The organism is Pseudarthrobacter sp. alpha12b (assembly GCF_054130495.1).
Genome location: NZ_CP196746.1, coordinates 2,831,396 through 2,857,972, shown reverse-complemented (window position 1 = coordinate 2,857,972; position 26,577 = coordinate 2,831,396). Strand labels below are relative to the sequence as shown.

General features: G+C 64.6%; 22 protein-coding genes and 1 tRNA gene. 12 read left to right on the top strand and 11 right to left on the bottom strand.

Features of this window, described 5'->3' with window-relative positions:
• Nucleotides 1–12: 12 nt before the first annotated feature.
• On the bottom strand, nucleotides 13–639 hold the full coding sequence (gene nboR, locus ACTAQI_RS13155; protein WP_457946433.1) for a nicotine blue oxidoreductase: 627 nt from the start codon (nucleotides 637–639) through the stop codon (nucleotides 13–15).
• 30 nt (nucleotides 640–669) lie between these two features.
• Complete coding sequence (aceE, locus tag ACTAQI_RS13150; RefSeq protein ID WP_457946431.1) at nucleotides 670–3,411, bottom strand: pyruvate dehydrogenase (acetyl-transferring), homodimeric type; 2,742 nt, start codon at nucleotides 3,409–3,411, stop codon at nucleotides 670–672.
• Between the two features lie 131 nt (nucleotides 3,412–3,542).
• On the opposite strand from aceE, the gene ACTAQI_RS13145 reads away from it, so the two are divergent.
• On the top strand, nucleotides 3,543–4,304 hold the full coding sequence (locus ACTAQI_RS13145; RefSeq protein WP_457951055.1) for an SDR family oxidoreductase: 762 nt from the start codon (nucleotides 3,543–3,545) through the stop codon (nucleotides 4,302–4,304).
• Between the two features lie 20 nt (nucleotides 4,305–4,324).
• Here ACTAQI_RS13145 and ACTAQI_RS13140 read toward each other — a convergent pair whose 3' ends face one another.
• The 3 genes from ACTAQI_RS13140 to ACTAQI_RS13130 are packed head-to-tail and all read right to left on the bottom strand — an operon-like array spanning nucleotide 4,325 to nucleotide 7,403.
• On the bottom strand, nucleotides 4,325–4,702 hold the full coding sequence (locus ACTAQI_RS13140) for a sterol carrier family protein (RefSeq protein ID WP_457946430.1): 378 nt from the start codon (nucleotides 4,700–4,702) through the stop codon (nucleotides 4,325–4,327).
• A 38-nt stretch (nucleotides 4,703–4,740) separates the two neighbouring features.
• Nucleotides 4,741–5,757, bottom strand: a complete 1,017-nt coding sequence (locus tag ACTAQI_RS13135) for an asparaginase (RefSeq protein WP_457946428.1) — start codon at nucleotides 5,755–5,757, stop codon at nucleotides 4,741–4,743.
• Between the two features lie 59 nt (nucleotides 5,758–5,816).
• Nucleotides 5,817–7,403 carry a molybdopterin-dependent oxidoreductase gene (locus ACTAQI_RS13130; RefSeq protein WP_457946426.1) on the bottom strand — a complete coding sequence of 529 codons (1,587 nt, stop codon included), beginning with the start codon at nucleotides 7,401–7,403 and terminating at the stop codon, nucleotides 5,817–5,819.
• Nucleotides 7,404–7,498: 95 nt separating this feature from the next.
• On the opposite strand from ACTAQI_RS13130, the gene purD reads away from it, so the two are divergent.
• Complete coding sequence (gene purD / locus ACTAQI_RS13125) at nucleotides 7,499–8,815, top strand: phosphoribosylamine--glycine ligase (protein ID WP_457951054.1); 1,317 nt, start codon at nucleotides 7,499–7,501, stop codon at nucleotides 8,813–8,815.
• Between the two features lies 1 nt (nucleotide 8,816).
• Entirely contained in the window at nucleotides 8,817–9,755 is a 939-nt protein-coding gene (locus ACTAQI_RS13120; protein WP_457946424.1) for a phosphoribosylaminoimidazolesuccinocarboxamide synthase, read from the top strand.
• Nucleotides 9,756–9,816: 61 nt separating this feature from the next.
• On the opposite strand, the gene ACTAQI_RS13115 is transcribed toward ACTAQI_RS13120, so the two are convergent.
• Nucleotides 9,817–11,082 carry a helix-turn-helix domain-containing protein gene (locus ACTAQI_RS13115; RefSeq protein ID WP_457946422.1) on the bottom strand — a complete coding sequence of 422 codons (1,266 nt, stop codon included), beginning with the start codon at nucleotides 11,080–11,082 and terminating at the stop codon, nucleotides 9,817–9,819.
• A gap of 128 nt (nucleotides 11,083–11,210) precedes the next feature.
• On the opposite strand from ACTAQI_RS13115, the gene ACTAQI_RS13110 reads away from it, so the two are divergent.
• Nucleotides 11,211–11,438, top strand: coding sequence for a hypothetical protein (locus ACTAQI_RS13110; protein WP_457946420.1), 228 nt, complete (start codon nucleotides 11,211–11,213; stop codon nucleotides 11,436–11,438).
• 140 nt (nucleotides 11,439–11,578) lie between these two features.
• Here ACTAQI_RS13110 and ACTAQI_RS13105 read toward each other — a convergent pair.
• The 5 genes from ACTAQI_RS13105 to ACTAQI_RS13085 all read right to left on the bottom strand — a co-directional run bounded on the left by ACTAQI_RS13105 (nucleotide 11,579) and on the right by ACTAQI_RS13085 (nucleotide 18,803).
• Nucleotides 11,579–11,655, bottom strand: a tRNA-Pro gene (locus ACTAQI_RS13105).
• An 83-nt stretch (nucleotides 11,656–11,738) separates the two neighbouring features.
• The gene (locus tag ACTAQI_RS13100) at nucleotides 11,739–13,565 is read right to left on the bottom strand and encodes an ABC transporter ATP-binding protein (RefSeq protein WP_457946419.1); all 1,827 of its coding nucleotides are present in this window, start codon (nucleotides 13,563–13,565) and stop codon (nucleotides 11,739–11,741) included.
• Nucleotides 13,562–15,370: an ABC transporter ATP-binding protein gene (locus ACTAQI_RS13095; protein WP_457946418.1), complete on the bottom strand. Its 1,809-nt coding sequence runs from the start codon at nucleotides 15,368–15,370 to the stop codon at nucleotides 13,562–13,564. Before ACTAQI_RS13095 ends, ACTAQI_RS13100 begins: the two co-directional genes overlap by 4 nt.
• 148 nt (nucleotides 15,371–15,518) lie before the next feature.
• Nucleotides 15,519–16,463: a metallophosphoesterase gene (locus ACTAQI_RS13090; RefSeq protein WP_457946416.1), complete on the bottom strand. Its 945-nt coding sequence runs from the start codon at nucleotides 16,461–16,463 to the stop codon at nucleotides 15,519–15,521.
• A gap of 9 nt (nucleotides 16,464–16,472) precedes the next feature.
• On the bottom strand, nucleotides 16,473–18,803 hold the full coding sequence (locus tag ACTAQI_RS13085) for a transglycosylase domain-containing protein (RefSeq protein ID WP_457946415.1): 2,331 nt from the start codon (nucleotides 18,801–18,803) through the stop codon (nucleotides 16,473–16,475).
• Nucleotides 18,804–18,840: 37 nt separating this feature from the next.
• On the opposite strand from ACTAQI_RS13085, the gene ACTAQI_RS13080 reads away from it, so the two are divergent.
• From ACTAQI_RS13080 to arfA, 8 genes are all read left to right on the top strand, one after another.
• Nucleotides 18,841–18,996 (top strand): DUF4177 domain-containing protein, encoded by a 156-nt coding sequence (locus ACTAQI_RS13080; protein ID WP_009359196.1) that lies wholly within the window; start codon nucleotides 18,841–18,843, stop codon nucleotides 18,994–18,996.
• 1 nt (nucleotide 18,997) lies between these two features.
• A complete protein-coding gene (locus ACTAQI_RS13075) occupies nucleotides 18,998–19,531 on the top strand; it encodes a RidA family protein (protein ID WP_457946413.1) in 534 nt (177 codons plus the stop codon).
• A gap of 15 nt (nucleotides 19,532–19,546) precedes the next feature.
• Complete coding sequence (locus ACTAQI_RS13070; RefSeq protein WP_457946411.1) at nucleotides 19,547–20,458, top strand: NUDIX hydrolase; 912 nt, start codon at nucleotides 19,547–19,549, stop codon at nucleotides 20,456–20,458.
• A gap of 59 nt (nucleotides 20,459–20,517) precedes the next feature.
• On the top strand, nucleotides 20,518–21,519 hold the full coding sequence (locus ACTAQI_RS13065; RefSeq protein WP_457946410.1) for a LacI family DNA-binding transcriptional regulator: 1,002 nt from the start codon (nucleotides 20,518–20,520) through the stop codon (nucleotides 21,517–21,519).
• 217 nt (nucleotides 21,520–21,736) lie between these two features.
• A complete protein-coding gene (locus tag ACTAQI_RS13060; RefSeq protein WP_457946409.1) occupies nucleotides 21,737–23,071 on the top strand; it encodes an extracellular solute-binding protein in 1,335 nt (444 codons plus the stop codon).
• A 28-nt stretch (nucleotides 23,072–23,099) separates the two neighbouring features.
• Nucleotides 23,100–24,041, top strand: a complete 942-nt coding sequence (locus ACTAQI_RS13055) for a carbohydrate ABC transporter permease (protein ID WP_457946408.1) — start codon at nucleotides 23,100–23,102, stop codon at nucleotides 24,039–24,041.
• A gap of 2 nt (nucleotides 24,042–24,043) precedes the next feature.
• The gene (locus tag ACTAQI_RS13050; RefSeq protein ID WP_457946407.1) at nucleotides 24,044–24,940 is read left to right on the top strand and encodes a carbohydrate ABC transporter permease; all 897 of its coding nucleotides are present in this window, start codon (nucleotides 24,044–24,046) and stop codon (nucleotides 24,938–24,940) included.
• A gap of 55 nt (nucleotides 24,941–24,995) precedes the next feature.
• On the top strand, nucleotides 24,996–26,534 hold the full coding sequence (gene arfA, locus ACTAQI_RS13045; RefSeq protein ID WP_457946405.1) for an arabinosylfuranosidase ArfA: 1,539 nt from the start codon (nucleotides 24,996–24,998) through the stop codon (nucleotides 26,532–26,534).
• Nucleotides 26,535–26,577 lie beyond the last annotated feature (43 nt).

The window sequence follows — 26,577 nt, the reverse complement described above, 5'->3', positions numbered from 1 at the left end:
CACCCCCGGCTGCTAGCGGAGAAGCCCCAACTGGTCCGGAGTATCCACATCCTCACCGTTTGACTGGTCGCTGCAATCCACCGCATCCACCAGCTCCGGATGCGCCTGCAGGAAACCGCGTGCCCCGGCGTCGCCCGTTACAGTCGCGCACACCGCATCCCTCAGCGAGGCGTCGATGAGCAGCGGGTGGCCGCGCCGGAGTGCCGCCTGACCGCCGTCGCTCCAATTACCGCCGCGGTACGCGGCGGCGGTGATACGTCCGGGGCGGTGGCGGGCCAGCAGCCGTTGAACCGTTGCCGGGGTGAGGCCCGGCTGGTCCACGAGGGCGACCAGCAGGTGGTCTCCCGGATCCGCGGCCTGGTTGCCGAGCAGGAACGAACTGCCCATTCCCGTGTTCCAGTCCTGGTTGACGATGACCCTGTAGCGGCCCAGTTCGGCCGTGGCTGCCACATCGGCCGCTCCTGCACCGAGGACCACCACCACTTCCCGGCAGCCGCCGTCGAGCATCGTGGCCGCGATGATTTCCACAAGCGGCCGTCCGCGGTAAGGCAGTAATGCTTTCGGACCCATGCCCAGCCGGGTGCCTGCACCGGCCGCTAAAACGACGCCGGTGGTCCTGACCTCATGCTCGATCCCCATAGCTGCACCTTATCCGGACGGCGGGAACCGTCAGGCGTCCCCGCCTGCCCCGCCCGTCGTTCCGGCGTTGACGTCCAGCAGCTTGTAGCGGTCCAGGGCGTACGACGGCGCACCCGCCTCCACTTCACCCCTCGCCGCCAGCAGCTGCAGCACTTTCACCACGATGGAGTGGGTGTCGTTCTTGAAGTAGCGGCGGGCTGCTGCGCGGGTGTCGGAGAAGCCGAAGCCGTCGGCGCCGAGGGTGGCGAATTCGTTGGGGACGAACTGACGGATCTGGTCCGGGATGGCTTTCATGTAGTCGGAGACGGCGACGATGGGGCCGGTGGCGCCTTCGAGCTGCTGGGTGACGAACGGGACACGGGCGGGTTGGCCTGGGTTGAGGAAGGCTTCCTCTTCGGCGGCGAGTCCGTCCCTTCGGAGTTCGTTCCAGGAGGTCACTGACCAGACGTCGGCGGAGACGTTCCAGTCATCGGCCAGGACGCGCTGGGCTTCGAGGGCCCAGGGCACGGACACGCCGGAGGCGAGGATCTGGGTGCGGGGACCGTCGATCTTTGCCGGGGCGAGCAGGTAGATGCCCTTGATGACGCCTTCAATGTCGAGGTTCTCCGGTTCGGCGGGCTGGACGATGGGTTCGTTGTACACGGTGAGGTAGTACATGACGTTCTTATCGTCCGAGTCCGGCCCGTACATGCGTTCCAGGCCGGAGCGCATGATGTGGCCGATTTCGTAGCCGTAGGCGGGGTCGTAGGTGAGTACGGCGGGGTTGGTGGAGGCCAGGAGGGGGGAGTGGCCGTCGGCGTGCTGGAGGCCTTCGCCGGTGAGGGTGGTCCGTCCTGCGGTGGCGCCGATGATGAAGCCGCGGGTCATTTGGTCTCCGGCGGCCCAGAAGGCGTCGCCGGTGCGCTGGAAGCCGAACATGGAGTAGAACACGTAGACCGGGACCAGGGGTACGCCGTGGGTGGCGTAGGAGGTGCCGGCGGCGGTGAACGCTGCCACGGCGCCGGCTTCGTTGATGCCGGGGTGGATCAGCTGGCCTGCGGGGGATTCCTTGTAGGCCAGGACCAGGTCCCGGTCCACCGACAGATAGTTCTGGCCGGCCGGGCTGTAGATCTTCGCGGTGGGGAAGAACGCATCCATGCCAAAGGTGCGGGACTCATCCGGCACGATGGGCACAATCCGGTTCCCGAACTTCTTGTCGCGGAGCAGGTCCTTCAGGAGGCGCACGAATGACATGGTGGTGGCGGCCTGCTGCTTGCCTGAGCCGCGTTTGGCCACCTCATAGGACTTCGCATCCGGCAGTTCAACAGCCTGGTGGCCGCCGCGGCGCTCGGGAACAGAGCCGCCAAGTGCCCTCCGCCGTTCAAGGAGATAGGCGATCTCGGGCGCATCCAGGCCCGGGTGGTAATAGGGCGGCCGGTACGGATCGGCATCGAGTTGTTCATCCGAAATGGGAATGCGCAGGTAGTCCCTGAAGTCCTTGAGATCCTCAACCGTCAGTTTCTTCATTTGGTGCGTGGCATTCCTGCCTTCAAACCTGGGTCCCAGGCCGTAGCCCTTGACGGTGTGGGCGAGGATGACGGTGGGTTTGCCCTTGAACTCGGTGGCGGCCTTGTAGGCGGCGTAGACCTTGCGGTAGTCGTGGCCGCCGCGCTTGAGGTTCCAGATCTGGTCATCGGTGAGGTCCGCGACGAGGTCCTTGGTCTGCGGGGTTTTGCCGAAGAAGTGTTCGCGGACGAACCCGCCGGATTCGGCTTTGTAGGTCTGGTAGTCCCCGTCCACGGTCTCGTTCATGATCTTCACCAGTGACCCGTCGGTGTCGCGGGTGAGCAGGTCATCCCATTCCCGGCCCCAGACGACCTTGATCACGTTCCAGCCCGCGCCGCGGAAGAACGCTTCGAGTTCCTGCATGATCTTGCCGTTGCCGCGCACCGGGCCGTCCAGGCGCTGGAGGTTGCAGTTGATCACGAAGTTCAGGTTGTCCAGGTTCTCGTTCGCCGCGAGCTGGAGCAGGCCGCGGGACTCGGGCTCGTCCATTTCGCCGTCGCCCAGGAACGCCCAGACCTGCTGGTCACTGGTGTCTTTCAGGCCGCGGTTGTGCAGGTAGCGGTTGTTCTGGGCCTGGTAGATCGCGTTCATCGGGCCGATGCCCATGGACACGGTGGGGAATTCCCAGAACGTGGGCATCAGGCGCGGGTGCGGGTAGGAGGACAGGGCGTGGCCTTCGCGGGACTTTTCCTGCCGGAACCCGTCCAGGTCCTCCTCGGACAGGCGTCCTTCCATGAACGCCCTCGCGTACATGCCGGGGGAGGCGTGGCCCTGGAAGAAGACCTGGTCCCCGCCGCCGGGGTGGTCCTTGCCGCGGAAGAAGTGGTTGAAGCCGACCTCGTACAGGGTCGCGGCCCCGGCGTAGGTGGAGATGTGTCCGCCGACCCCGATATCGGGCCGCTGCGCCCGGTGCACCATGACCGCGGCGTTCCACCGCATGTACGCCCGGTACCGGCGTTCGAATTCCTCGTTGCCCGGGAACGCAGCTTCCTGGTCCACCGGGATCGTGTTCACGTAATCGGTGGTGGTCACCATCGGCACCCCGACGCTCTGCGCGCCCGCGCGCTGCAGCAGGCTCCGCATGATGTATTGGGCACGCTCGGTGCCCTGTTCCCTGATCAACGCGTCCAGGGACTCAACCCACTCGGCAGTCTCTTCCGGATCACGATCAGGCAGCTGGTTAGTCAACCCGCTGAGGATATGGGAGGTATCTTCTCCTGCAGCCACGGCAGCCTCTTTTCATCTTTGAATGCAACGGGCTTGTGTTTTCGTATTGTGAGAAAACATTTTTGCTATTCGAGATTATGGAAGTGAGGACGTAGGATGCAAATATGACCGGAGCAGGTGAGGAGAACGTTATGGGCACCCCCCAGCAGGTCCGAAGAGTAGCCGTCGTCACCGGGGCAGGCTCCGGCATCGGCCGGGAGGTCGCCCGGCAGATGCTGGCCGACGGATACCGGGTGGCACTTGCCGGCCGCCGGGAGGCGCAGCTGAAGGAAACGGCGGACGGCAGCCAGGACGCGCTGGTGGTACCGTGCGACGTCACCCGGCCCGACGACGTCGAGCGGCTTTTCGAGGCAGCCCGCCAACGGTGGGGGCGCGTGGATGTGCTCTTCAACAACGCCGGCATCTTCGGCCCGGCGGCCGGTGTGGACGAAATCAGCCTGGCGGACTGGAACGCCACCGTGGCCGTGAACCTCACGGGGTCCATGCTGTGCGCCGCCGCCGCGGTCCGGACAATGAAGGCACAGGAACCGCAGGGCGGCAGGATCATCAACAACGGCTCCATCTCGGCGCATTCACCCCGGCCGCGGACCGTGGCCTACACCGTCACCAAACACGCCATGACCGGCCTGACCAAGAGCATTGAACTGGACGGCCGCGGCTACGGCATCACGTGCGGACAGATCGACATCGGCAACACGGCCACGGAGATCATGGACACCATCGGCGTCGGCTCCGGGGCGTTGCAGGCGGACGGCAGCCGCAAGGTGGAACCGATGTTCCCGGTGGCGGACGCGGCCCGCGCGGTGCTGATGATGGCCAACATGCCGGCCTCGGCCAGCGTGGGCTCGGTAGTGGTCACCGCCGCGGGCATGCCCTTCATCGGACGCGGGTAGCAACCCTGGGCAGCGCCAGGTTAGAGGGGGAGCAGGGCCGAGAGGTCCGCGCGGAGGCCGGACGCGGCCACTTTGCCGGCAGCGACGGCGTCCGCCCACGCCACCTGTCCGGTGACCATCGCAAGCCAGGTGGCGGCGTCGCACTCAATGACGTTGGGCGGGGTACCGCGCGTATGCCGCGGGCCTTCCACGCACTGGGTGACGCCAAACGGCGGCACCCGCACCTCCACGGAGTTTCCCGGCGCACGCGCCGTCAACTCCTCCAGTGAGTAGCGCACGGCCGTGGCCAGGACGGTCCGCGGCAGGGGTGCGTCCGACGGCGGCTGCGCACCTTCCAGCCATGCCTTCAGTGCTGCCTTGCCTTCCTGGAGGTCAATACGACGGCGGGCTACGGCCATGCGTTCAGTCTTCCTTTCGCGTCGGGTGGAGAAGGGGGTCAGTCCAGGAGCGCGGAAACCGCCGGCCCCAACCGGATCTTGCCTACCGGGTGGCCGCCGCCAAGCACGGGTTCCACCACCTTCTCCAGGGCGCTGGCAACGCCCGGGATCTCGACGGCCCCTGCAGCGGCAAGCAGGGTCAGGGCAACCAGTGACGTTGCCCGAATGTTTCCGTCCAGAATCTTAACCGCGACCGAAACCCCTTGGGGCGTGGCCATGGCAAGGACTCCCTCAGCCCCGATTTTGGCGATGATCTCCAGCTCGTCCATCACCAGGGTGTTGGCTTCACCGCGGCCCTGAACGGCCCACGGGTAGTCGAGCATCGAGGTGGCGATGGTGGCGGCCCTGGCGCTGAAGCTCTGATCCCCGGGAGCCTTGGCCAGCTGTGAGTATGCCCGGGCCAGGCCTTTGAGGGAAACAGCCGCAACGGGGGCACCGCAGCCGTCGATTCCCAGGTGCGCGATCTTTTCGTCCGTGTATTCCTCGATGACGCTCCGGACCCGCTGCTGCAGCGGATGGTTCGGCTCCAGGTAGCTGTTGGTGTCCCAGCCGTTTTCGGTGCAGGCCCAGAGGAAGGCGGCGTGCTTTCCGGAACAGTTGAACGCCAGCCGCGACTTCCCCTTTTCCGAGCGCACCAGCCAGTTCCGGGCCGTTTCGTCCTGCGGCCACGCCTCCGGGCACTGCAGCTGGTCTTCACGGACCCCGGCCGCCTTGAGCATGCCCGCCACCACGTCCATGTGGTCCAGGGAGCCGGTGTGGCTTCCGCAGGCGATGGCCACCTGGGCACCCCGCAAGGGAACCCCGGACTGCATCGAAGCCAGGGCCTGGAACGGCTTCAAGGTGGACCGTGCGTAGATGGGCGTATTGATGTCACCCAGCTCGGTGACCACCGAACCGTCGGCGGACAAAAGGACGGCGGAACCGATGTGCCGCGACTCCACAAAGCCGCTGCGTTCGATCACGGCCAGTTCGACGGCGGAGTCCACGGTAAAGGTTGCATGCGGGTTGTGCGGCATACCGCCAGTCTATGGGCCAGCATTGGCCGGCCAGCGCGTGGCGCGGCCTGACGCTTGCCCTACTGCACGGTGACCATCACCGACTGCCAGCCCGACGCGCCGTCAGGAACCGGGTCGGCGCGCTGGTCCGTCTGGACTTCCCCGGTGCCGTCGGTAGCCCGGACCTTGAGGTAGTGGGGCCCGGGCGTGGCGTCCCACTCATAGGACCACTGGCGCCAGGTGACGGTGGACGCTTCGGTGGAGAGTGTCGCTTCCGCCCAGGGGCCGTTGTCGATCTGGATTTCCACCTTGGTGATGCCGCGCGTTTGGGCCCAGGCTGTACCGCCTACTGCAACCTTCCCGGAGGGCACTTTTGCAAAGGACTTGGGTACGTCCACGCGTGCCATGGTCTTGATGGGCCCGCGCTCGGACCAGCCGCGCTCGGTCCAGTACGCCTTGCTGTCGGCGAACCGGGTGACCTCCAGGTCCACCACCCACTTGGTGGCGGAGACAAACCCGTAAAGCCCGGGGACCACCATCCGCACCGGGTAGCCGTGCTCCAGCGGCAGCGGCTCCCCGTTCATGCCGATGGCCAGCATGGCGTCCCTGTCATCCTGCAGGACCTCCAAGGGAGTGGAGGCACTGAAGCCGTCAATGGACTTCGACAGCACCATGTCCGCACCATCCTTCGGCTTGGCCCGGGCAAGGACCTCGCGGATGGGAAGGCCCAACCATTTGGCGTTGCCGGCCAGGTTGCCGCCCACGGGATTGGATACGCAGGTGAGGGTGACGTGGGATTCGATCAGTTGGGCGTCGAGCAGGTCCTGGAAGGTGAGCGTCACTTCCTGTTCCACGAGCCCATGCACGCGCAGTTCCCAGTCGTTAACGTTGATTTCCGGCACGCTCAGGGCTGTATCGATGCGGTAGAACTCTCCGTTCGGCGTCAGCCATGGCGGAACCCCGGCTACCGGGGACTGGACCCCGGCCGGCACCGCGGCTGCGGCCTTCGCCGGCGTCGGCAGGTTCAACGCTTCCCGGGCCTGGGCCACGTTGCTGCGCGCGGCAGCGAGCAGCCGTCCACCCGTCGCGGCGATGCCGGCGGCTACGGCGGTGATTCCGGCAACAGCGAAGAAACGACGCCGGCTGGTGCCTTTGCTCCCAACCCGTTCACCGCCGTCGGCCGCTGTATCTGCCGGTGCTTCCGGCCACTCCTTCAACCCCCACAGCGGCACCATCAGGCGGCGCAGGACCACCAGTCCGGCAATGGTTCCCAGTACGGAAGGGATGGCGTCCGCAACGCCGACACCCGCGCGGGTCACCACGCTTGCCACGATTACGGCCCCCATGAACAGGACGCCCAGGACGCCCAGTATCCATTTCCGGTAGGCCACCACGCCCAGGATGCAGGCAAGAACCGCGATGGTCAGGCCCATGCCCACGAACAAAGCCGCCTTGTCATTGGTGCCGAACGTGGCGATCGCAAAGTCCTTCAGCGCAGGCGGCGTGAAGTCGATGAAGGTGGACCCCAAGGCAAACAGCGGGGTTGCCCTGGCGGTGAAGAAAGCCCCGATCAGCTCCGCAACGGCAAGTACGACGGCGGCTGCCACCACGCCTGCCAATGCGGCCATGGTTGCCGGGCCTGTAATCCTGTTTCGCAGCTTTGTCATGTCTATTGTTCGGAGCGGGCGGGAGTCCGGATTGACCGGGCGGGGGACGACACAGCTTAGGAGCGGGGAGGGTGCACAAAGTACCCTTGGACACTGTGAAGGTACTCGTCATTGGCCCCGGAGGCCGCGAACACGCCATTGTCCGCTCCCTGCTTGCCGACCCCAACGTGTCCGAGGTCCATGCGGCGCCTGGCAATGCCGGCATCAGCAAGCTTGTTCCCACCTACAACATCAACGGCAACGATCCCGAGGCAGTTGCGGAGCTGGCCATCCGGCTCGGCGTGGACCTGGTGGTGGTGGGCCCCGAGGCTCCGTTGGCCGCAGGCGTTTCGGACGCCGTCCGCGAAACCGGGATTCCGGTGTTCGGGCCCAGCAAGGCAGCTGCCCAGCTTGAGGCGTCAAAGGCCTTCGCCAAGGAGGTCATGGCGGAAGCCGGCGTCCCCACGGCGATGGCCATGGTGGCCGCCAATGCCGAGGAAGCAGCATCCGCCCTGGACACCTTCGGCGCCCCGTATGTGGTGAAGGACGATGGGCTCGCCGCCGGTAAGGGCGTGGTGGTCACCAGGAACCGCGACGAAGCCCTGGCCCACGCCCAGTCCTGTTTCGATGCCGGCGGATCCGTGGTCATCGAGGAGTTCCTGGACGGACCCGAGGTTTCCCTCTTTGTCCTCTGCGACGGCCAGAACACCGTGGCGCTCTCGCCCGCCCAGGATTTCAAGCGCATCTTCGACAACGACGAAGGGCCCAACACCGGCGGCATGGGTGCTTACACTCCGCTCGAATGGGCGCCGGAGGGCCTGGTCCAGGAAGTCCTTGAACGGGTGGCCCAGCCCACGGTCAACGAGATGGCGCGCCGTGGCACCCCATTCGTCGGTGTCCTGTTCGTCGGCCTTGCCCTCACGTCGCGCGGCACGCGGGTCATCGAATTCAACGTCCGCTTCGGCGACCCCGAAACGCAGGCGGTCCTCGCCCGGCTCAAGACCCCCCTCGGTGCGCTGCTGATGGCAGCCGCCAAGGGCGAACTGGACAAGGCAGAGGAGCTGCGATGGGCCAAGGAAGCCGCTGTCGCCGTCGTGGTTGCCGCCGAGAACTACCCTGGCAAACCCCGCACCGGTGACCGCATCCGCGGATTGAAGAAAGTCGAAGCACTCGACGGCGTGCATGTCATCCACGCAGGAACCGCCCTTGACGAGGAAGGCAAGGTGGTGTCCGCCGGCGGGCGTGTCCTGGCCGTCGTCGCCCTGGGCAGTGACCTCGTGGAGGCGCGTGAGAAAGCGTACGACGGCGTGGAACTGGTTCAGCTGGAAGGCTCGCAGTTCCGCAGCGACATCGCCGGCAAGGCCGCCCGCGGCGAAATCAAAGTTCCTTACGGCGCCACGGGCTCACTGCCCATCGTGAAAGCAAAGGCCTGACATGACTGAAACTCCGGAGAACCGCGGCTACGCCACCGAAACCCTGGACCTGCCCGGCTGGACGCACATCTACTCCGGCAAGGTGCGCGACCTCTACGAACCCGCCGACGAGTCCATCCTGCAACGCCTTGGCCAGGACTGCGTGCTGGTGGTGGCCAGCGACCGGATCAGCGCCTACGACCACGTGCTGTCCAGCGAAATACCGGACAAGGGACGCATCCTCACCCAGCTGAGCCTCTGGTGGTTCGACCAGCTGGGCGTGGAACACCACGTGCTCGGTTCCACCGTGGACGACGGCGTGCCTGCCGAAGTCGAGGGCCGGGCGATGATCTGCAAGAAGCTGGACATGTTCCCGGTGGAGTGCATTGCCCGCGGCTACCTCACGGGTTCCGGGCTGCAGGAGTACAAGGCCTCGGGCACCGTGTGCAACATCCCGCTGCCCGAGGGGCTGGTAGACGGATCGCGGCTGGACCACGCCATCTTCACGCCATCGGCCAAGGCCCTGATCGGCGAGCACGACGAGAACATCACCTATGACGCCGTGGTGGCCTTGGTGGGCGACGACATCGCGGGCCGCCTGAGCGAGCTGACGCTGAAGATCTACACGACGGCGGAAAAGATCGCCCGGGAACGCGGCATCATCCTGGCGGACACCAAGGTGGAGTTCGGCTACGACGCCGTCTCCGGCTCAATCACCCTGGGCGACGAGGTGCTGACCCCCGATTCCTCGCGCTTCTGGGATGCGGGCACCTACCAGCCGGGCCAGGCCCAGCCGTCCTATGACAAGCAGTATGTGCGGGACTGGCTGACCTCGGCCGAGTCCGGCTGGGACAAGTCCTCCGACACCCCGCCGCCGGCGCTTCCGGCAGACGTGGTGGAACGCACCCGCAGCCGGTACGTCGAAGCGTACGAGAAGATCACAGGGAAGAGCTTTTCCTAAGCGGCTTCCTGAATCGGCTAAAGCCAGGTAGACCCGCCGTCCGCGGGTTCCCCTGGCTTCGTCAGCTGGCCTTGGCTGCCGCTGCGGCGCGCTTTTGGGCCAGCTTGATTTCAAGAATCGCGTCCAGTGCCTGCTGGACCCGGTCCTGGGCGCCGGCTGCGGCGAAGGCCTTGCGGGCCTCCTCGAGGTGCACCAGGGCCTCCTCGGTATCTCCGGAAGCCTTTAGGGACTTACCAAGCAACAGGGAAACTTCACCTGCCGTGTGCTTGCCCAGTGCGTCGCGCTCGGCATGGATTTCGCGAAGTTTCTCAACGGCAGCGACGATGTCCCCGGTCAAGTAAAGCCAGCGGGCACGGATGAACGCCACTTCCAGTTCGTCGCTCTTGGTTCCGCCGACTATCGAGAAGGCCAGCTCTGCGCGTTCGATGGCGGCCAGCGTCTCGGGCTCCACGATGCCTGACGAAAGCCGAACAGCAGCGGACGCTTTGTTGAAACGTGCCCACAGTTCGATGTCATTGGCGGGGGAGAGCAAGCGAGCTGCCCGCTCGTGGTGCTTCACGCCCTCGGTATAGTCGTGACGCATGAACGCCACGTTGCCGACGACCCAGGCGACCTCGCCGGCGAGCTGGGACATGGAATGCTCGTCCACCTGATCCAGCAGGGCCTGGCAGTACTTCCAGGCTTCATCCAGCCGTCCGCTCTCGGCCAGGGCGCCAATCAGGATTCGATGGGCACCGATGAGAACCGTGGAGCCTCTGGGCAGGTTGACGGAAAGCTTTACAGCTTCGAGCGCGTGCTCGACAGCGAGGGCCAGCTGGCCCTGGCCGTGGCACACAGCAGCCAGCATCTGGCGGGCGCGAACGCCGAGTCCGACTGATTCCCTGGCCATAGGGTGCTCGAGGAGGCGCTCAACTATTTTCCGGCACTCCTGCAGGTCGCCCTGTTTCATGAGGCACTCGGCCTGCATGTACGTCATGTTCCACCAGGCGCTGGTGTTCTTGCCCTCAAGTGCGATCTGTGCGGCGGTGGCTGCATGGCTTGCCGCCAAGGGGTAGTCCCGCAGATCCCACGCTTGGCGGGCATAAAGCCCCGCGAGGACGTACTCAGCATCACTCACAGAAATGGGTTGGCTCCAAGCCTCCAGTGCCTTGGGTGCCAATTCCAGCCGCCGGGCCAATTCCTCGATAACTTCCGCGGTCGGCTCCCTGCGGCCTGTCTCGAGTAGAGAGATGTAGCTGGGTGAGTACAGGTCCTTGCCCAGTTCGGCCTGTGTCAGTCCACGCTCAAGGCGCTCCGCCCGGAGCTTTTCTCCGAATCCGTTGCCCACGCGTTTCCTCCTTCTGGACAGCTGGGGCTGTGAATGCTTGACAGCCCCTGTGGAAAATATTTTACAATGTGTGTCAACAAGGACAGTGCTGGCTTTGTAACGAATCCGACTCGTATTGAGGAACTTATATGTTGAAGAAGATTGCAACCGCGGCTGCCTTGGCTGGGGCCCTGGCTTTTTCTGCGGCGGCCCCGGCCGTCCTGTCTGCAGGTTCCATCGCGGATAATTCGGGTACGTCGGTAGCTATTGGTAACTGGCCTGACCCTGCCTCCACCAAGGTGAAGAAGGACAAGAAGACCACTACCACCGACACCACAGTCGTCACGTACATCGGTAACTGGCCTGATCCCGCATAAATAGCTTCCTCACACCAGGAGGCGAAGGTAGCCCCGGAGCAACAGCTCCGGGGCTATTCCTTTTTGAACGTGCGGACGAGTGCCGTAACCACATCGAGATGCAAAAAGAGGGCCTCCGCAGGGAGACCCTCTTTTCGTTATGGTCGGGATGACAGGATTTGAACCTGCGACCTCTTCGTCCCGAACGAAGCGCGCTACCAAGCTGCGCTACATCCCGATCCGCTGCAAAAGCAACTTTACAAGGATAGCCGATGCAAGGTCCCGATGCGAAATCCTGGCGGCAAGCCCACGTGGGGAACCTCAGACCAGCGAATCCTTCCACGCCCCATGCAGGTCGGCGAACCGGCCGCCGCCCCCAATTAGTTCTTCCGGGGTGCCGTCTTCCACGATCCGTCCGTCGTGGACCACCAGGACCCGGTCCGCCGTCTCCACCGTGGACAGGCGGTGGGCGATGATCAGCGCAGTCCTTCGTGCCGCTTCCGTTCCAGCGAGCAGGCGGGCCAGGCCGGCCTGCACCAGGCGCTCGGACGGGATGTCCAGGGAGGAGGTGGCCTCATCGAGGATCAGCACGGCCGGACGCGCCAGGAAGGCCCTGGCGAAGCTGATCAGCTGGCGTTGGCCGGAGGAGACCCTGCCGCCGCGCTTGTTGACGTCGGTGTCGTAGCCTTCGGGAAGCTCCAGGATGAACTCGTGTGCCCCCACCGCCTTGGCTGCTTCCTCGATTTCGTCACGTGAGGCTTCCGGCCGGCCCAGGGCGATGTTGTCCGCCACCGAGCCGCTGAACAGGAAGGCTTCCTGGGTGACCATTACGATGTTCCGGCGAAGGTCGGAGGTGGCAAGGTCGCGGAGATCCACGCCATCCAGGGTGAGCGTGCCGGAGGTGACGTCGTAGAACCGGGCAATGAGTTTGGCCAAGGTTGATTTCCCGGCACCTGTCTGACCCACCAGAGCCACGGTCTGTCCGGCAGGGATGTGCAGATCCAGGCGGGGGACCACCACGGGGCCCTCTCCGTAGCGGAACTCGACGTCGTTGAAGTCGATGCGCCCCGTGGCACTGGGAAGCGCCACCGGGTTCTTCGGCGGCCGGACCGTGGGCACCTCTTCGAGCAGTCCGGAGACCTTCTCCAGGGCGGCCTGGGCGCTCTGGAACGAGTTATAGAACATGGCCATCTGGTCCACCGGCTGGAAGAACCGCTTGGTGGACAGAATGAGGGCCAGGAGCACTCCCACGGCAACGTCTCCTCCCAGCACCCGGAAGCCGCCGAAGAGCAGGACCACTGCCACGCAGACGTTGCCGATCAGCACCAGGCCCGGCTGGAAGATGCCATTGAGGTTGATGGAGCGGACGGTGACCAGTCGGTAGTCCTCGGCCAGTTTCCCGTATGTCTCAGAGTTTTCCTTCTCCTTGCGGAAGGCCTTCACGGCGCGGATGCCGGTCATGGTTTCCACGAAATGCACGATCAGCCGGGCGGATACCACCCGGGACTCGCGGAAGGCGATCTGGGAGTGCTTCTGGTACCAGCGGGACAGGAAGAACATGGGCACGCCGGCAGCGAGCACCAGCAGGCCGCTCCGCCAGTCCAGGGCAAAGATGGTGGCGGCGGTGAAGGCCATGAACAGCATGCCGGAGGCCAGCGAGCTGACGCCCGAATCGAGCAGTTCGCGCAGCGCCTCCAGGTCCGAGGTCTGCCGGGCGATGATCCGGCCGGACGTGTACTTCTCGTGGAACTCCAGGCTGAGCCGTTGGGTATGCCGGAAGACGCGGACGCGCAGGTCCAGCAGCATGGCCTGGCTGAGCCGTGCCGTGGAGGTGACGTAGAGGGCGGTGAGTCCCGCCGTCGCAATGGCTGCCAGGAGGTAGGCGACGCCGGTGAACACCAGCGGGAGGTTGTCACCTGAGCGGAGGGCCGGGAGCGCATGGTCGATGCCGAAGGCGATCAGCGCGGGGCCGGCCACGCGCGCAGCCTGGGAGAGGACCACCATGGCGATGGTCAGCCAGAACCGTACCCGCACCGGACGGATCAGCGACCCCAGCAAGGCGAGCGACCGCCGTCGTACAGCCCTGCTGTCACTCTTGCTGAGGTGGGCGTTGTCTTCGTTGGCGGTGCCGAACGTTGCGGTGCTCATCGGGTCACTTCCTCGGCCTGGTCCTCGAGCGCGGACAGTTCGGAGTCCAGGTCACGCGGCTCCCGGTCCAGGCTGGCGATGACATAGCGGTAGTGCTGGTTGGAGGCCAGCAGTTCCGTGTGCGTTCCCACGGCAGCAATGCGCCCGTCCTCCAGCAGCGCCACCCTGTCGGCGAGTGCCACGGTGGACGGCCGGTGGGCCACGATCAGGGTGGTGGTGTGCTTCAGGACCTCGCGGAGGCGGGCCTCCACCAGTTCCTCCGTGTGGACGTCCAGGGCGGACAGTGGATCATCCAGCACCAGGACCCGCGGGCGGGCGGCGATGGCGCGTGCCAATGCAATCCGTTGACGCTGGCCGCCGGACAGGCTCAGGCCTTCCTCGCCGATCAACGTGTCCACGCCCTGGGGGAGCGAGTATGCGAAGTGGGCCTGCGCCACATCGAGGGCCTCGTCCAGGACCTCCCCGGAGCGGACCGGGGCACCGAGCAGGACGTTGTCCCGCACTGAATTGGAAAAGAGCGTGGTGTCCTCGAAAGCAACTCCCACGACCCTGCGGAGTTCCTCGACGTCGAAGTCCCGGATATCGACGCCGTCGATGCTGATCGCACCGCTGGTGACGTCGTACAGCCGCGGGACCAGCTGGATCAGCGCGCTTTTGCCGCTGCCCGTGATGCCGACCAGGGCCATCGTTTCGCCGGGCCGGACCTCCAGGTTGATGTCCTTGAGGATCGGCTTGTCCGGGGCGTCCTCAAAGGCGAAGGTTGCGTTGTCAAAGTGAAGCGCGCCGGCCAGTTCGCTTGGACGCCGGGGCTCCGCCGGGCTGGTGATGGCGTTCTGGGTGTCCATCACTTCGTAGTGGCGGTCGACGGCGGTCTTGGCAGTGAGTGCCATGGCCAGCAGCATGCCGGAGAACTCCACCGGGGAGGCGATGACTGCGGCGGTGGCAAAGAACGCCACCAGGGCGCCGATGCTCAGTTCGCCGGTGGCGCACAGCATGACACCCACAACCAGCCCGGCACCCAGCGCCAGCTCGGGAAGCAGGGTAACCACCATGGTGAACGTTGCCTGGTGGCGCGCCTTCTCGATCTCCGTCTGGCGCAGTTCCTCCGCCTGCTCGTTGAAGCTTTCCAGGGCTTCGCGGCTGCGTCCGAACGCCTTGAGCACACGGATGCCGTGGACGGACTCCTCCACGGTGGTGGCAAGGTCGCCGGCCTGGTCCTGGCTGCGCCGCGCAACCTTGCTGAACCGGGTGCGGAACCGGAAGCTGTTGATGGTGATGGGAACGGCGGCGGCAAGGAAGATCAGGGCAAGCTGCCAGCTCATGGCAAACATGGTCACGATGCCGATGATCACGGTGAGGGTGGTGACCACCAGCATGATGGCACCGAAGGCCATCCACCGCCGCAGGAAGTTCAGGTCCGTCATGGCCCGGGACAACAGCTGGCCGGAGCCCCAGCGGTCGTGGAAGGAAACGGTCAGTTCCTGGAGGTGGTCGTAGAGCGACACCCGCATCCGGGTTTCCACGGTAGTGGCCGGGTTGATGACGAATTGCCGGCGCAGCGCCACCAGTCCCGCTTCCGCGACGCCCAGCACCAGGATCACGCCCGCCGAAGTCCAGACTGCCTCCGCCGTACCCCCTGGCTGTAGGGCAGTGTTTACCAGGACCCGCAACACCTGGGGGATGGTCAATGCCACGATGCTGGCCAGGAGGGCGCAAAGAAGGCCCAGCAGGAGCCTGGGGATAATGGGCCGGACGTGCGGATAAAGACGGCTGATGGATCGGAAAAAGGGAGTCTGCTTGGCCATGCCCGCTTCTCAAGCTCTAAAACGAATGTAGTTTCCTCTAGCAACAACCCTATGCCATGGAGTGAGACGATTCACAGAGAAGTTGCCACGCACCGACTGCTTGCCCACTTATTGCAGTCTGTAATGCCGAGTGCTCTATCGCAACGGGTCAGTTGGCCGAGGTAAGGGTCAGCAGGACGGCCTCCGGCTTGCAAGCGATCCTTACTGGGGCGAAGCGGGAGGTGCCGATGCCGCCGGAGACGTTGACAGGCGTCGTGCTTCCGTTGTTTGACCAGTCATTGAGGCCTTTGGCGCGCCACGTGGGGATGTCGCAGTTGGCGATGATGGCGCCGTAGCCGGGGATGCAAACCTGGCCGCCGTGGGTGTGGCCTGCCAGCAGGAGGTCCGCTCCGCTTTCCGTAAAGTGGTCCAGCACGCGCTGATACGGCGCATGGATGACGGCGATCCGGAGGTGGTCGTTCGAATCCTGGTTGACCGTGCCGCGGGGCCAGCCCGCGTACCGTTCCCGGTTCAGGTGGGGATCATCGACGCCGGAGAAGTCGAAGCGCATGCCGTTGAGCACCAGCGACTGGCTACGGTTGGTCAGGTCCACCCAGCCGCTCATGCCAAAGCCGGAACGCAGGCGCGGCCAGTCCAGGGCAACCGGCTTGGGCTTCACCTTGGACGGTCCCAACAAGTAGGTCGCGGGATTCTTCGGGCTGGGCGCGAAGTAGTCGTTGGAGCCGGGGACAAAGACGCCGGGGAACTGCAGCAGCGGCTTCAAGGCATCGAGCAGCGGGTCCACGGCCTTGACATGGCTGAGGTTGTCGCCCGTGTTGACCACCAGGTCCGGCCGGAGATCCGCCAGCGACCCCAGCCAGTCAGCCTTCTTCCGCTGCCCCGGTACGAAATGGATGTCGCTCAGGTGCAGGATGCGGAAGGGAGCACGGCCGGGAGGAAGGATTGCCAGGGTCTCCTCACGGAGGACGAACTGGTTCTTCTCCCACAGCCCATATCCGAAAGCGGCCACCCCCGCCGCGGCCCCGGCGCCTGCAGTGACGGCAAAGCCGCGCCCGACCGAACGGGCGCGGCTTGCCAGGCTATCGATGCTCATGCGCAGCACTCAGCCCTTGCCATTGTTGCCGTTGCCGTTCCCATTGCTGGTGGGGGCGGGCGCCGGTGCCGGCGCCTGGGTGGCGGGCGCCTGCGTCGCCTGCGGGGCGGGGACAGGAGCCTGGGTTGCCTGGGGAGTGGTGCGTCCTGGCGTGGTGTTGGCGGTGGTGCCGTTGACCATGTTGCTCGGCGGCGCGGGGAACGGGTTGGTTCCGTACGCAGGAGCGATCTTGGCCATGTAGCTGGAGAACATGGGCCCGGCGATCATGTAGCCGTCAATACCCGGGTAGAACTTGCCGTTGACGGTGATGTTCTGGCCGGCACGGCCCTGGTTGCCCAAGGGGTCACCAAACCAGGCAGCGGTTGCCAGGCCCGTGGTGTGGCCAACAACCCAGGTGGACCCGTTGTTGTTGGACGTACCGGTCTTGGCGCCGATGGGGAAGCTCGTTTTGGTGGAAATCCTCGGTTGGATCAGCGAGCCGGAGCCCCTGTTCAGGACTTCCTGAAGTGCGTAGTTCACGCCGCGGGCAACCTCTGGCTTGATGGCGTCACGGCAGCTGCTGGACTGGGCAGGCAGCTGCTTGCCGGTGGCATCGGTCACTGAGGTGATGGCAATGGGTTCGCAGTACTTACCATCGTTGGCGAACGTGGCGAACGCGCTGGCCATGGTGAGCGGCGACGTCTGGGTGGACCCCAGCAGGTTGCCAAGGGTCATCATGTTCACCTTGGGGTTCGGCTCGTCAGCTGAGGGCAAACCGCTGTGTAGCCCTACGGCATCGGCAATTTTTTGGATGCCGCAGAAGTCCAGCTGCGCTGCCGAAGCGAACGTCACCGTGTTGATGGAGTTGTACAGACCCTCAAGGACGGTGAGCGGGCGGTACCACTGCGGTTCGGCGTTCTGCAGGTCGTCTGCTGCGTCCAGGCGTGCGTTCTTCTGCGCCGTGCTGTAGGCACCCTGTACCTTGCCGCAGGTGTTCTTCCACGGGAAGCCGATCGGATAGACGCGCTGGGCTGCGTTGACCACCGTATTCATGGTCTTTCCCTCATTGAGCCACTCCGCGAAGGTGAACGGCTTCATGGTGGAACCCGGCTGGAACCCACCGATGCCGTTGAGGTCGTTTCCGTCCTTGTCCAGCTGGTCAACGTTGAAGTTCAACTGGGAATTGAAGCCACCCGCGCCGGCCAGGAACGAGGTGTTCTGTGCCATGGAGATGATCTTGCCCGTACCCGGTTGCACCGAAACCATCGACGCGCCCCACTTGTCCGGGTTGGCGCCGGCCGCGGCATCGGCCTGCTCCTGGGCCGTGGCTTGGGCCTTGGGATCCAGGGTGGTGGTGATGGTCAGGCCGCCGCCGTAAATGACGTGCTGCCGTTCCTCTTTATCCGCGCCGTAGGCGGGGTTGTTCTCCAGCAGGTGCAGGATGTAGTCACAGAAGTACGGGGCGGAGGCCGCATAGGCGCAGCCCTGCTTGGGCTGGGTCACCTTGGGCTCCACCGGCGTGGCCACAGCGGCCTGGTACTCCTCGGGGGTGATCTTTTTCTGGTCCTTCATCAGCCCCAGCACCAGGTCCCGGCGCTGCTTGGACTTTTCCGGATTGGTGATGGGATCAAAGGCGGAGGGGCTGTTCACCAGGCCGGCAAGCAGGGCGGCCTGCGGGAGGGTCAGGTCCTTGGCGGTGGTGCTGAAGAAGTAGCGGGATGCGGCTTCGATGCCGTATGCGTCGCGGTTGAAGAAAACAATGTTCAGGTAGCCCTCAAGGATTTGGTCCTTGGTGAACTCCTTCTCCAGGGCGATTGAGAGCTTCATCTCGCGGAGCTTGTCGCCAACACCCTTGTTGACGCCGTTGAGTTTGATCTGGTCCTCTTCGCCGGCGGCTGCGAGGTTGGCGTTGAGGACGTTGTTGACGTACTGCTGCGTAATGGTGGACGCACCCTGCTTGTTGCCGCGGGCAGTGGCGACCAGCGCGCGCAGGATGCCGGTGGTGTCCACACCGCCGTGCTCGTAGAACCTGCTGTCCTCCACCGCGATGATGGCGTTCTTCATGTTCGGTGAAATCTGGTCCAGCGGAACCTTGGTGCGGTTCTCCGTATAGACGCTGGCGATCTCACTGCCGTCCGCAGCCAGAATCCTGGTGGTCTGGCTGGGCGGATCAACCTTCAGTTCCGCCGGAAGGGAATCAAAGAAATCGATGGAACCACTTGCCGCGCTGCCGGAGACGGCTGCGGCAGGGACCAACAGGCCCGCCACGAGGACACCGCAAATCGCGCTCACACCAAGGAAGAGAAGGATCTTACCCAGTGTGGTGGCAGTGTCGAATAAGGGGTTGTTGCGAGTCGCCATGTTTTCCACTTTACCGGCAAGGGCTACGCTTTCTCTCATGACCAAATGGGAGTACGCGACGATTCCGCTCATTATCCACGCCACCAAGCAGATCCTGGACCAGTGGGGAGAGGACGGCTGGGAACTCGTCCAGGTAGTCCCCGGACCTGACGGCAACGGCCTTGTCGCCTACCTCAAGAGGGAGAAGCAGTAGCATGAGCACCCCCGCAGAAGCCCAGTCCAGCGCCGCAACGGCGCCTGTCTCCGCCGTCGAGCAGCGCCTCGCGGAACTCGGCCTCACCCTTCCGGAGGTCGCCGCTCCGGTGGCTTCCTACGTTCCCGCCGTCGTCTCCGGCAGCCACGTCTACACCTCTGGCCAGTTGCCGTTTATTAACGGCAAACTCGAAGCTACGGGCAAGGTGTCCGCCGGCACGGAAGGGTTCGCTGACGAGCCCACCGTTTCTCCTGAGGACGCGCAGCGCTACGCAGCCGTCTGCGCCGTCAACGCCCTGGCCGCCGTCAAGAGCGTCATCGGGGACCTCGACCGGATCACCCGCATTGTCAAGGTTGTGGGATTCGTCTCCTCGGACCCGTCCTTCACGGGACAGCCCGCCGTCGTCAACGGCGCCTCGGAACTGCTGGGCCGCGTCCTTGGCGACGCCGGCCAGCACGCACGCTCCGCCGTCGGCGTTGCCGTTCTTCCGCTCGACTCTCCTGTAGAGGTCGAGCTGATCGCCGAATTCAGCTAAGACCGGACACTTCCCTTGCCACACCTCGCACGACGCCTTTTTGCACTTCCCCAGGATCTTGAAGGGGCAGCGCAAAGCTGGCTCGAACACGGCGAGCGGACCCCCAGGGCCGCCCGCTACGCCTCATCCGTAGTCCTCCTGCGTGATTCCCCCACCGGCCTGGAGACGTGGCTGGGTTACCGGCCCGGCTCCTCGCCGCTGGGGGTCCTCGCCTTCCCCGGCGGGTCCCTTGACCCGGCCGACGACGAGCCCATGGGTTGGCTGGGCCCGTCGCCGCAGCATTGGGCTGAGCAGATGGGAACGAACGACGTCGGGCTGGCGCGGCGCCACGTGGTGGGCGCCATCCGGGAACTCTTCGAAGAAACGGGCATCCTGCTCGCCGGTGCGGACATGTCCAGCACCGTGGAGGCCACGTCCACCTCCGAATGGATGCGTGCACGCGTGGCCGTCGCGGACCAGGAGAAGACGCTGGCCCAGGTCCTGGGCAAGCGCGGGCTCTCCCTGCGCACCGACCTGCTCAAGTCCCTCGTCAACTGGCGCAGCCCTGACTTTGCGCACCGCCGGTTCGACACCCGCTACTTTGCCGCCACCCAGCCGCTTGGCCAGGAACCGTCGCTGCTTCAGGGCAAGGGCGTGTGGGGCAGGTGGGTCAATGCCGCGCAGGTGGTCCAGGAACGGCTTACCAGCGCGCTGGGCGACGAGGCAGGCCAGGAAAACACCGTGGGCCGCCCCCTGGGTGAGCTGCTGGTGCCCGGTTCCGAAATCATGCTCGAGAAGATGGCCACGGCCAACGGCTGCATCGCCTACCTGAGCTACAAGCGCAAGCCCCATGTGTACCAGCCGGCCCTGGTCGAAGAGGACGGCAGGCTCATGCTTGAAGTCGAGGCCGCCAAGACTGTGGCCGGGGACCACCAGCGCGAACGCTGAGGCTCCGGGCGCCGGAGTAAACTCGTCACCAAAACAACACCGGGAGCAAGGGGGCGCCTTTGCGCGCAACGGTCAAGGACGTCGCGCGTCTCGCAGGGGTTTCGCCAAAGACGGTTTCGAACGTCATGAACGGAATCGTCCCGGTCAGCGGGCCCACCCGGTTCAAGGTGGAGCAGGCCATGGCGGAACTGGATTATGTTCCCAACCTCTCTGCCCGGGGTTTGCGCAACGGCAGGTCGGGCGTGATTGCGCTGGCGTTGCCGGACTTGGGCACGCCGTATTCCGCCGAGATAGCGCACAGCGTGGTGGAAGTGGCCCATGAACAAGGGTGGAGCGTGCAAATCGAGGAGACGGGGTCCGATCCCACCCGCGAATACGAACTGATGTCGCGCGCGCGGTCCAACCTGGTTGACGGGCTCATCCTCAACCCGGTGGTCCTGGACGAGAGCGCCGTGAAAGTGGGCGTCGCCCTCCCCCCAGTGGTCCTGCTCGGGGAAGTGTCCCAGAAGCTGGCCGACCGTGTGTGGGTGGACAGTGTGGCGGCTGCCCGTGACATGACCCTGGCACTGGGCAGTACGGGCAGGCGGCGCATCGCCGTCCTGGGAGCCGCGGAAGTCCGGGGGTCAGCGGCAGCCATCCTCCGGACCCGCGGGTACCAGGCCGCACTCCAGGAACTCAACATTCCCTGGGATGACTCGCTGATCATTCCGTGCGAAAAGTGGAGCCCGGATGCGGCAGCCCGTGCACTTTCTGCTTATCTTGACGCGCACCCGGTGCCGGATGCGCTGTTCTGTTTCACCGACTCCATGGCCATTGGTGCCCTGAGTGTGCTGTGGAAGCGCGGCATCAGGATTCCCGACGACGTTGCCGTTGCCGGTTTCGACGACATCGCCGACGCAAAGTACGCCGTGCCGTCGCTGACCACCGTGTCCTTCGACAAGCGCCAAGTGGCCAGTGAGGCACTGCGCCTCCTTACCGAACGCATGGGCAACCGTGAAGGCCCGCAACGGGTGGTGGCCGTCAATTACGGGATCGTGGAGCGGGAGAGTACCTCCTCCTAGGCCCCTGCACGTGGTGCGGGCTTCCGGCCAGGGGCCGAAGCGATACCGTCGGCTCACTTTGCGAACGCTAACAATTTTTCATTGCGGGACCCATTACATCGATGTAACGTGAGGCCTACGTCACACTGAAGCCTGCCGGACTCCAATGAAGGACATCCGGCAGCAGCGGTGCTGGCAACGGAATGACTTTCAGCGGACCCATCCAAAGGAGTGACGGGTGAAGCAGTTTGATTTTTTCGCAGGCAGGCAGCTGTCCAGGCGGCAGCTACTGTCGGGAACCGCAGCATTGGGAAGCGTGTTCGCCGCAGCAACTTTGTCCGGGTGCGGCGGGAATGCTTCCGCCGCGGCTCCCCGGGATATCCAGTTCTGGCATCTCCTGTCCGGCGGTGACGGCATCAAGATGCAGGCCATGATCGACGCCGCCAATAAGGCCAACCCTGACTTTAAGGTGCATCCCACGGTGCTTGCCTGGGGGCCGCCGTACTACACGAAACTGGCCATGGCCTCGGCAGGTGGACGCCCGCCGGAGATGGCGATCATGCATGCCAGCCGGGTTCCGGGCTACGCTCCCGGTGGCTTGATCGACCCCTGGGACCTCTCGCTGCTGGCAGAGCACGGCGTCACCGGCGCTGACTTCGCCCCGCGAATCTGGCAGAAGAGCCAGCAGAACGGCAAAGTGTTCTCCATCGCCCTGGATTCACATCCGTTCATCATGTTCTACAACACGGACGTGGCCCGCAAAGCCGGCGTTCTGGCCGGCAACGGACAACTGCAGGAAGTGAAGTCCCCGCAGGAGTTCATGGCCATGGCCAAGGAAATGCAAAAGGTTACCCAGGCCCATGGGTTGTCCTTCGGCTACCTTGGCAGCGGATCACAGATGTGGCGGCTCTTCTACACGCTCTACAAACAGCACGGCGCAGACATGGAACTGACACCCGGCCAGCCGATGAAGGTTGACCGGGACGCCGCCATCGAGTCGCTGGAGTTCATGGCATCGCTGTTCGATGACACCATCGCCGCCAAGAGCGGCGACATCAGCACCGGCATCGCGGAATTCGCCCGCGGCGGGTCCGGAATGCTCTTCAGCGGCGTCTGGGAGCTGCCGACGATGAAGAAGGCAGGCCTCCCGGTAGACGCCGCAACCATCCCCACGCTCTATGGCACACCGGCGGCCTACGCAGACTCACACTCGTTCGTGCTGCCCCGGCAACTGAACGTGGACGAAGCGAAGCGCCGGGACGTCTACAAATTCGTCAGCGACATCCTCAAGGGATCACTCTCATGGGCAGAAGCCGGACACATTCCCGCCTATCAGCCCGTAGTCCAGTCACAGGCCTACAAGGCCCTCATCCCGCAGGCGCACTACGCCAACGCCGCGGACGTCATTGCCTACGACCCCGACGCATGGTTCAGCGGCTCGGGCTCTGACTGGCAGACCTACTTTGCGGACAACGTACAGAACGTCCTCCTCGGACGCGACAAGGCAGCCGATGGTTGGGCTGCCTTCGAAAAACGCACCAACACCCTGCTTTCCCGGCCCAACCCGGTCTAACCCCCCCCGAGCGACAAAGGAGTCCTTCATGAGTTCTTCACTAACAGCCCGGCGGAGTCCCGGGAGCCAGAGTTCTTCACCAACCGCCGGGCGCAGACCCGGGAGCCTCACCAGGAGCAACCTCAGCGGTTGGGGGTTTGCCACGCCGTTCCTGGTCTTCTTCCTCGTGTTCCTTGTGTGGCCCGTTCTCTATGGCATCTACATGAGCCTCACCGGCAAGTCCCTCACCGGAGCCAATGACAGCGTGATCGGCTTCGCGAACTACGCCGAAGCCTTCGTCGACGCCGACATGTGGCGCTCACTCGGCAACACCCTCTACTTCACGGTCATCAGCACGGTGCCGCTGGTGCTGGTCGCCCTGGCGATGGCGGCACTGCTCAACATCGGGTTGCCGGCGCAGTGGTTGTGGCGGCTCTCCTACTTTGCCCCCTACCTGCTGGCGTCCACGGTGGTTTCACTGTTCTTCACCTGGATGTACAACCCGCAGCTGGGCCTCATCAACGATTCCCTGGCCAAGATCGGGCTGCCGAAAGTCGCGTGGCTGAACGACCCCGGCGTGGCGATGTGGGCAATTGTCATCGCCACACTGTGGTGGACGGTGGGCTTCAACTTCCTCCTGTACCTGGCGGCCATGCAGAACATCCCCGCCCAGCACTATGAGGCCGCATCCCTGGACGGCGCCGGAGCCTGGCGGCAGTTCTTCTCCATCACCCTGCCGCAGTTGGCCCCCACCACCGTCATGATCGTGCTCCTCCAAGTCCTGGCCTCGCTCAAGATCTTCGACCAGGTGTACCAGATGACTGCCGGCGGCCCCGGAGGATCAACCCGTCCAGTGGTCCAGTACATCTTTGAAACCGGGTTCACCGGCTACCGGCTGGGCTATTCCGCAGCCATCTCCTACATCTTCTTCGGACTGATCGTGCTCGTCTCGGTCATGCAGTTCGTCATCACCCGCCGCAGGAGTGCATAACCATGGCAACCCAGACCCTCAACCGTCCCAGGCCAAACACAGGCACCGGCCAGGCAATCCGCCAACCCCGCAAGAAGATGACCGCCGGCAAGATCGCCGCCCTCGTGGTCGCCGCGGTCATCGCAGTCCTTTGGCTGATCCCCTTCGCCTGGGCAACCGCCACCGCTTTCAAGACCGAGACCGATGCCGCCGCTCCCAAAGTCAGCTGGGTGCCGCCGTCGGGCTTTACCGCCGACGCGTTCGTCAAGGTTTTCCAGGACGGCAACATTCCGCTCTGGACCTGGAACTCGCTCTACACCTCCGCTGCGATCACGGCCATCACGCTGGTGATCTCGGCGCTCGTGGCCTATGCCCTGTCCCGGATCGACTTCAAAGGCAAGAAGGTGCTGATGACGGTGATCATCGCCTCCATCATCGTCCCGCCGCCGGTCCTGATCATTCCGCTCTTCTACCAGATGCTCGCCCTGCACATGATCGATACCTCATGGGCGATCATCCTGCCCCAGGTCATCCACCCGGCCATGGTGTTCGTGCTCAAGAAGTTCTTCGACCAGATTCCCCGCGAACTTGAAGAAGCCGCAGTGGTGGACGGTGCCAGCCGGATGAGGATCTTCACCCAAATCATCCTGCCGTTGTCCCGCCCCATCCTTGCCGCCGTCGCCATCTTCGTGTTCATCGGCGCCTGGAACAACTTCCTGTGGCCATTCATCGCCACCAACGACGCCTCGCTCCTGACCCTTCCCGTGGGACTGCAGACCATCAAGAGCGCCTATGGCATCCAATACGCCCAGAACATGGCGTCAGCGTTGCTCGCGGCCCTGCCCCTGATCCTGGTCTTCCTGTTCTTCCAGCGCCAGATCATCAAGGGCGTTGCGACGACGGGACTCGCCGGCACCTGACGCCCGCCTCCGCTTTCCATCACGTACCTGTTGCACAACCAAGGAGATAGTCCCTATGTCCCGCGCCAGAATCACCCTCGACCGCGACTTCACCATCGGCGAAGTGCCCCGGCGACTTTTTGGCTCCTTCGTGGAGCACATGGGCCGCTGCGTCTACACCGGCATCTATGAACCAGGCCACCCGGAGGCCGATGACAACGGCTTCCGCCAGGACGTCCTCAAGCTCGTCAAGGAGCTCGGCGCCACCGTGGTCCGTTATCCCGGCGGCAACTTCGTCTCCGGCTACGACTGGGAAGACGGGATCGGGCCGCGAGAAGACAGGCCACGCCGGCTTGACGGAGCCTGGCACACCGTGGAAACCAACGCTTTTGGCCTCCACGAGTTCGTGGACTGGTCCCGGCAGGCGGGCACCGAAATCATGGAAGCCATCAACCTGGGTACCAGGGGAGTGGACGCAGCCCGGGCCATCGTGGAATATGCCAACCATCCCGGCGGCACCCGCCTTTCGGACCTGCGTGCCAAGAACGGCCACAAAGACCCCTTCAACATCAAGCTGTGGTGCCTTGGCAACGAGATGGACGGTCCCTGGCAGATCGGCCACAAGACCGCGGAGGAGTATGGCCGGCTGGCCCAGGAAGCGGCCAAGGCAATGCGGTTCGTGGATCCGGACATCGAACTGGTGGCCTGCGGTAGCTCCAACTCCGGAATGCCCACGTTCGGAGCCTGGGAGCAGACCGTCCTGACCCAGGCATACGACCAGGTGGACTACGTCTCGCTGCACGCCTACTACCAGGAACGCGACGGCGACGTTGGCAGCTTCCTGGCCAGTGCCGTGGACACGGACTACTTCATCGAGTCGGTCATCGCCACTGCCGACGCAGTCCGGGCCAAGGGCAAGCACAAGAAGCACATCAACCTGTCCTTCGACGAATGGAACGTCTGGTACCAGCGTGGCCGTGACACCGAAGACCAGCCGCACAACGTCGCCAAGGCCGGCTGGCGTGAGCACCCCAGGGTCATCGAGGACAAATACAACGTGACGGACGCCATCGTCGTAGGAACCCTGCTCAACTCGCTGCTCCGCCATGGTGACCGGGTCAAGATCGCCAACCAGGCGCAGCTGGTCAACGTCATTGCCCCCATCTTCAGCGAGGAGAACGGGCCGGCCTGGCGGCAGACCATCTTCCACCCGTTCTCAAGGATGGCGGAACTGGCGAAGGGCCAGATCCTGCGGTTGTCCGTCGACTCGGACAAGTACGCCAACACCCGGTTTGGCGACACGGACCTGGTGGATGTCAGCGCCACCTGGAACGAGGAAACGGGCCGCGTGGCCCTGTTCCTTGCCAACCGCGGCCTGGAAGAGGCGGCCGACGTGGAGGTCAGCCTGCGTGGCTTCGATGCACAGCGGGTGCTTAGGGCGGAAGTACTGGAAATCCCGGATGGTGGTGACCGGTTCACCATCAACAACCAGGAGAAGCCGGACCGCGTGGGCCTGAAACCGCTGGAGGGGGCCAAGGCGGACGGCTCCGAATTGCGCCTTAGCCTTCCTGCCCTGTCTTGGGCCGTCGTCGAACTGGATGTGGTGAAGAACTGATCTGCCTTCAGGCAAATAAAAAGGCCGCCCCTCGGGGCGGCCT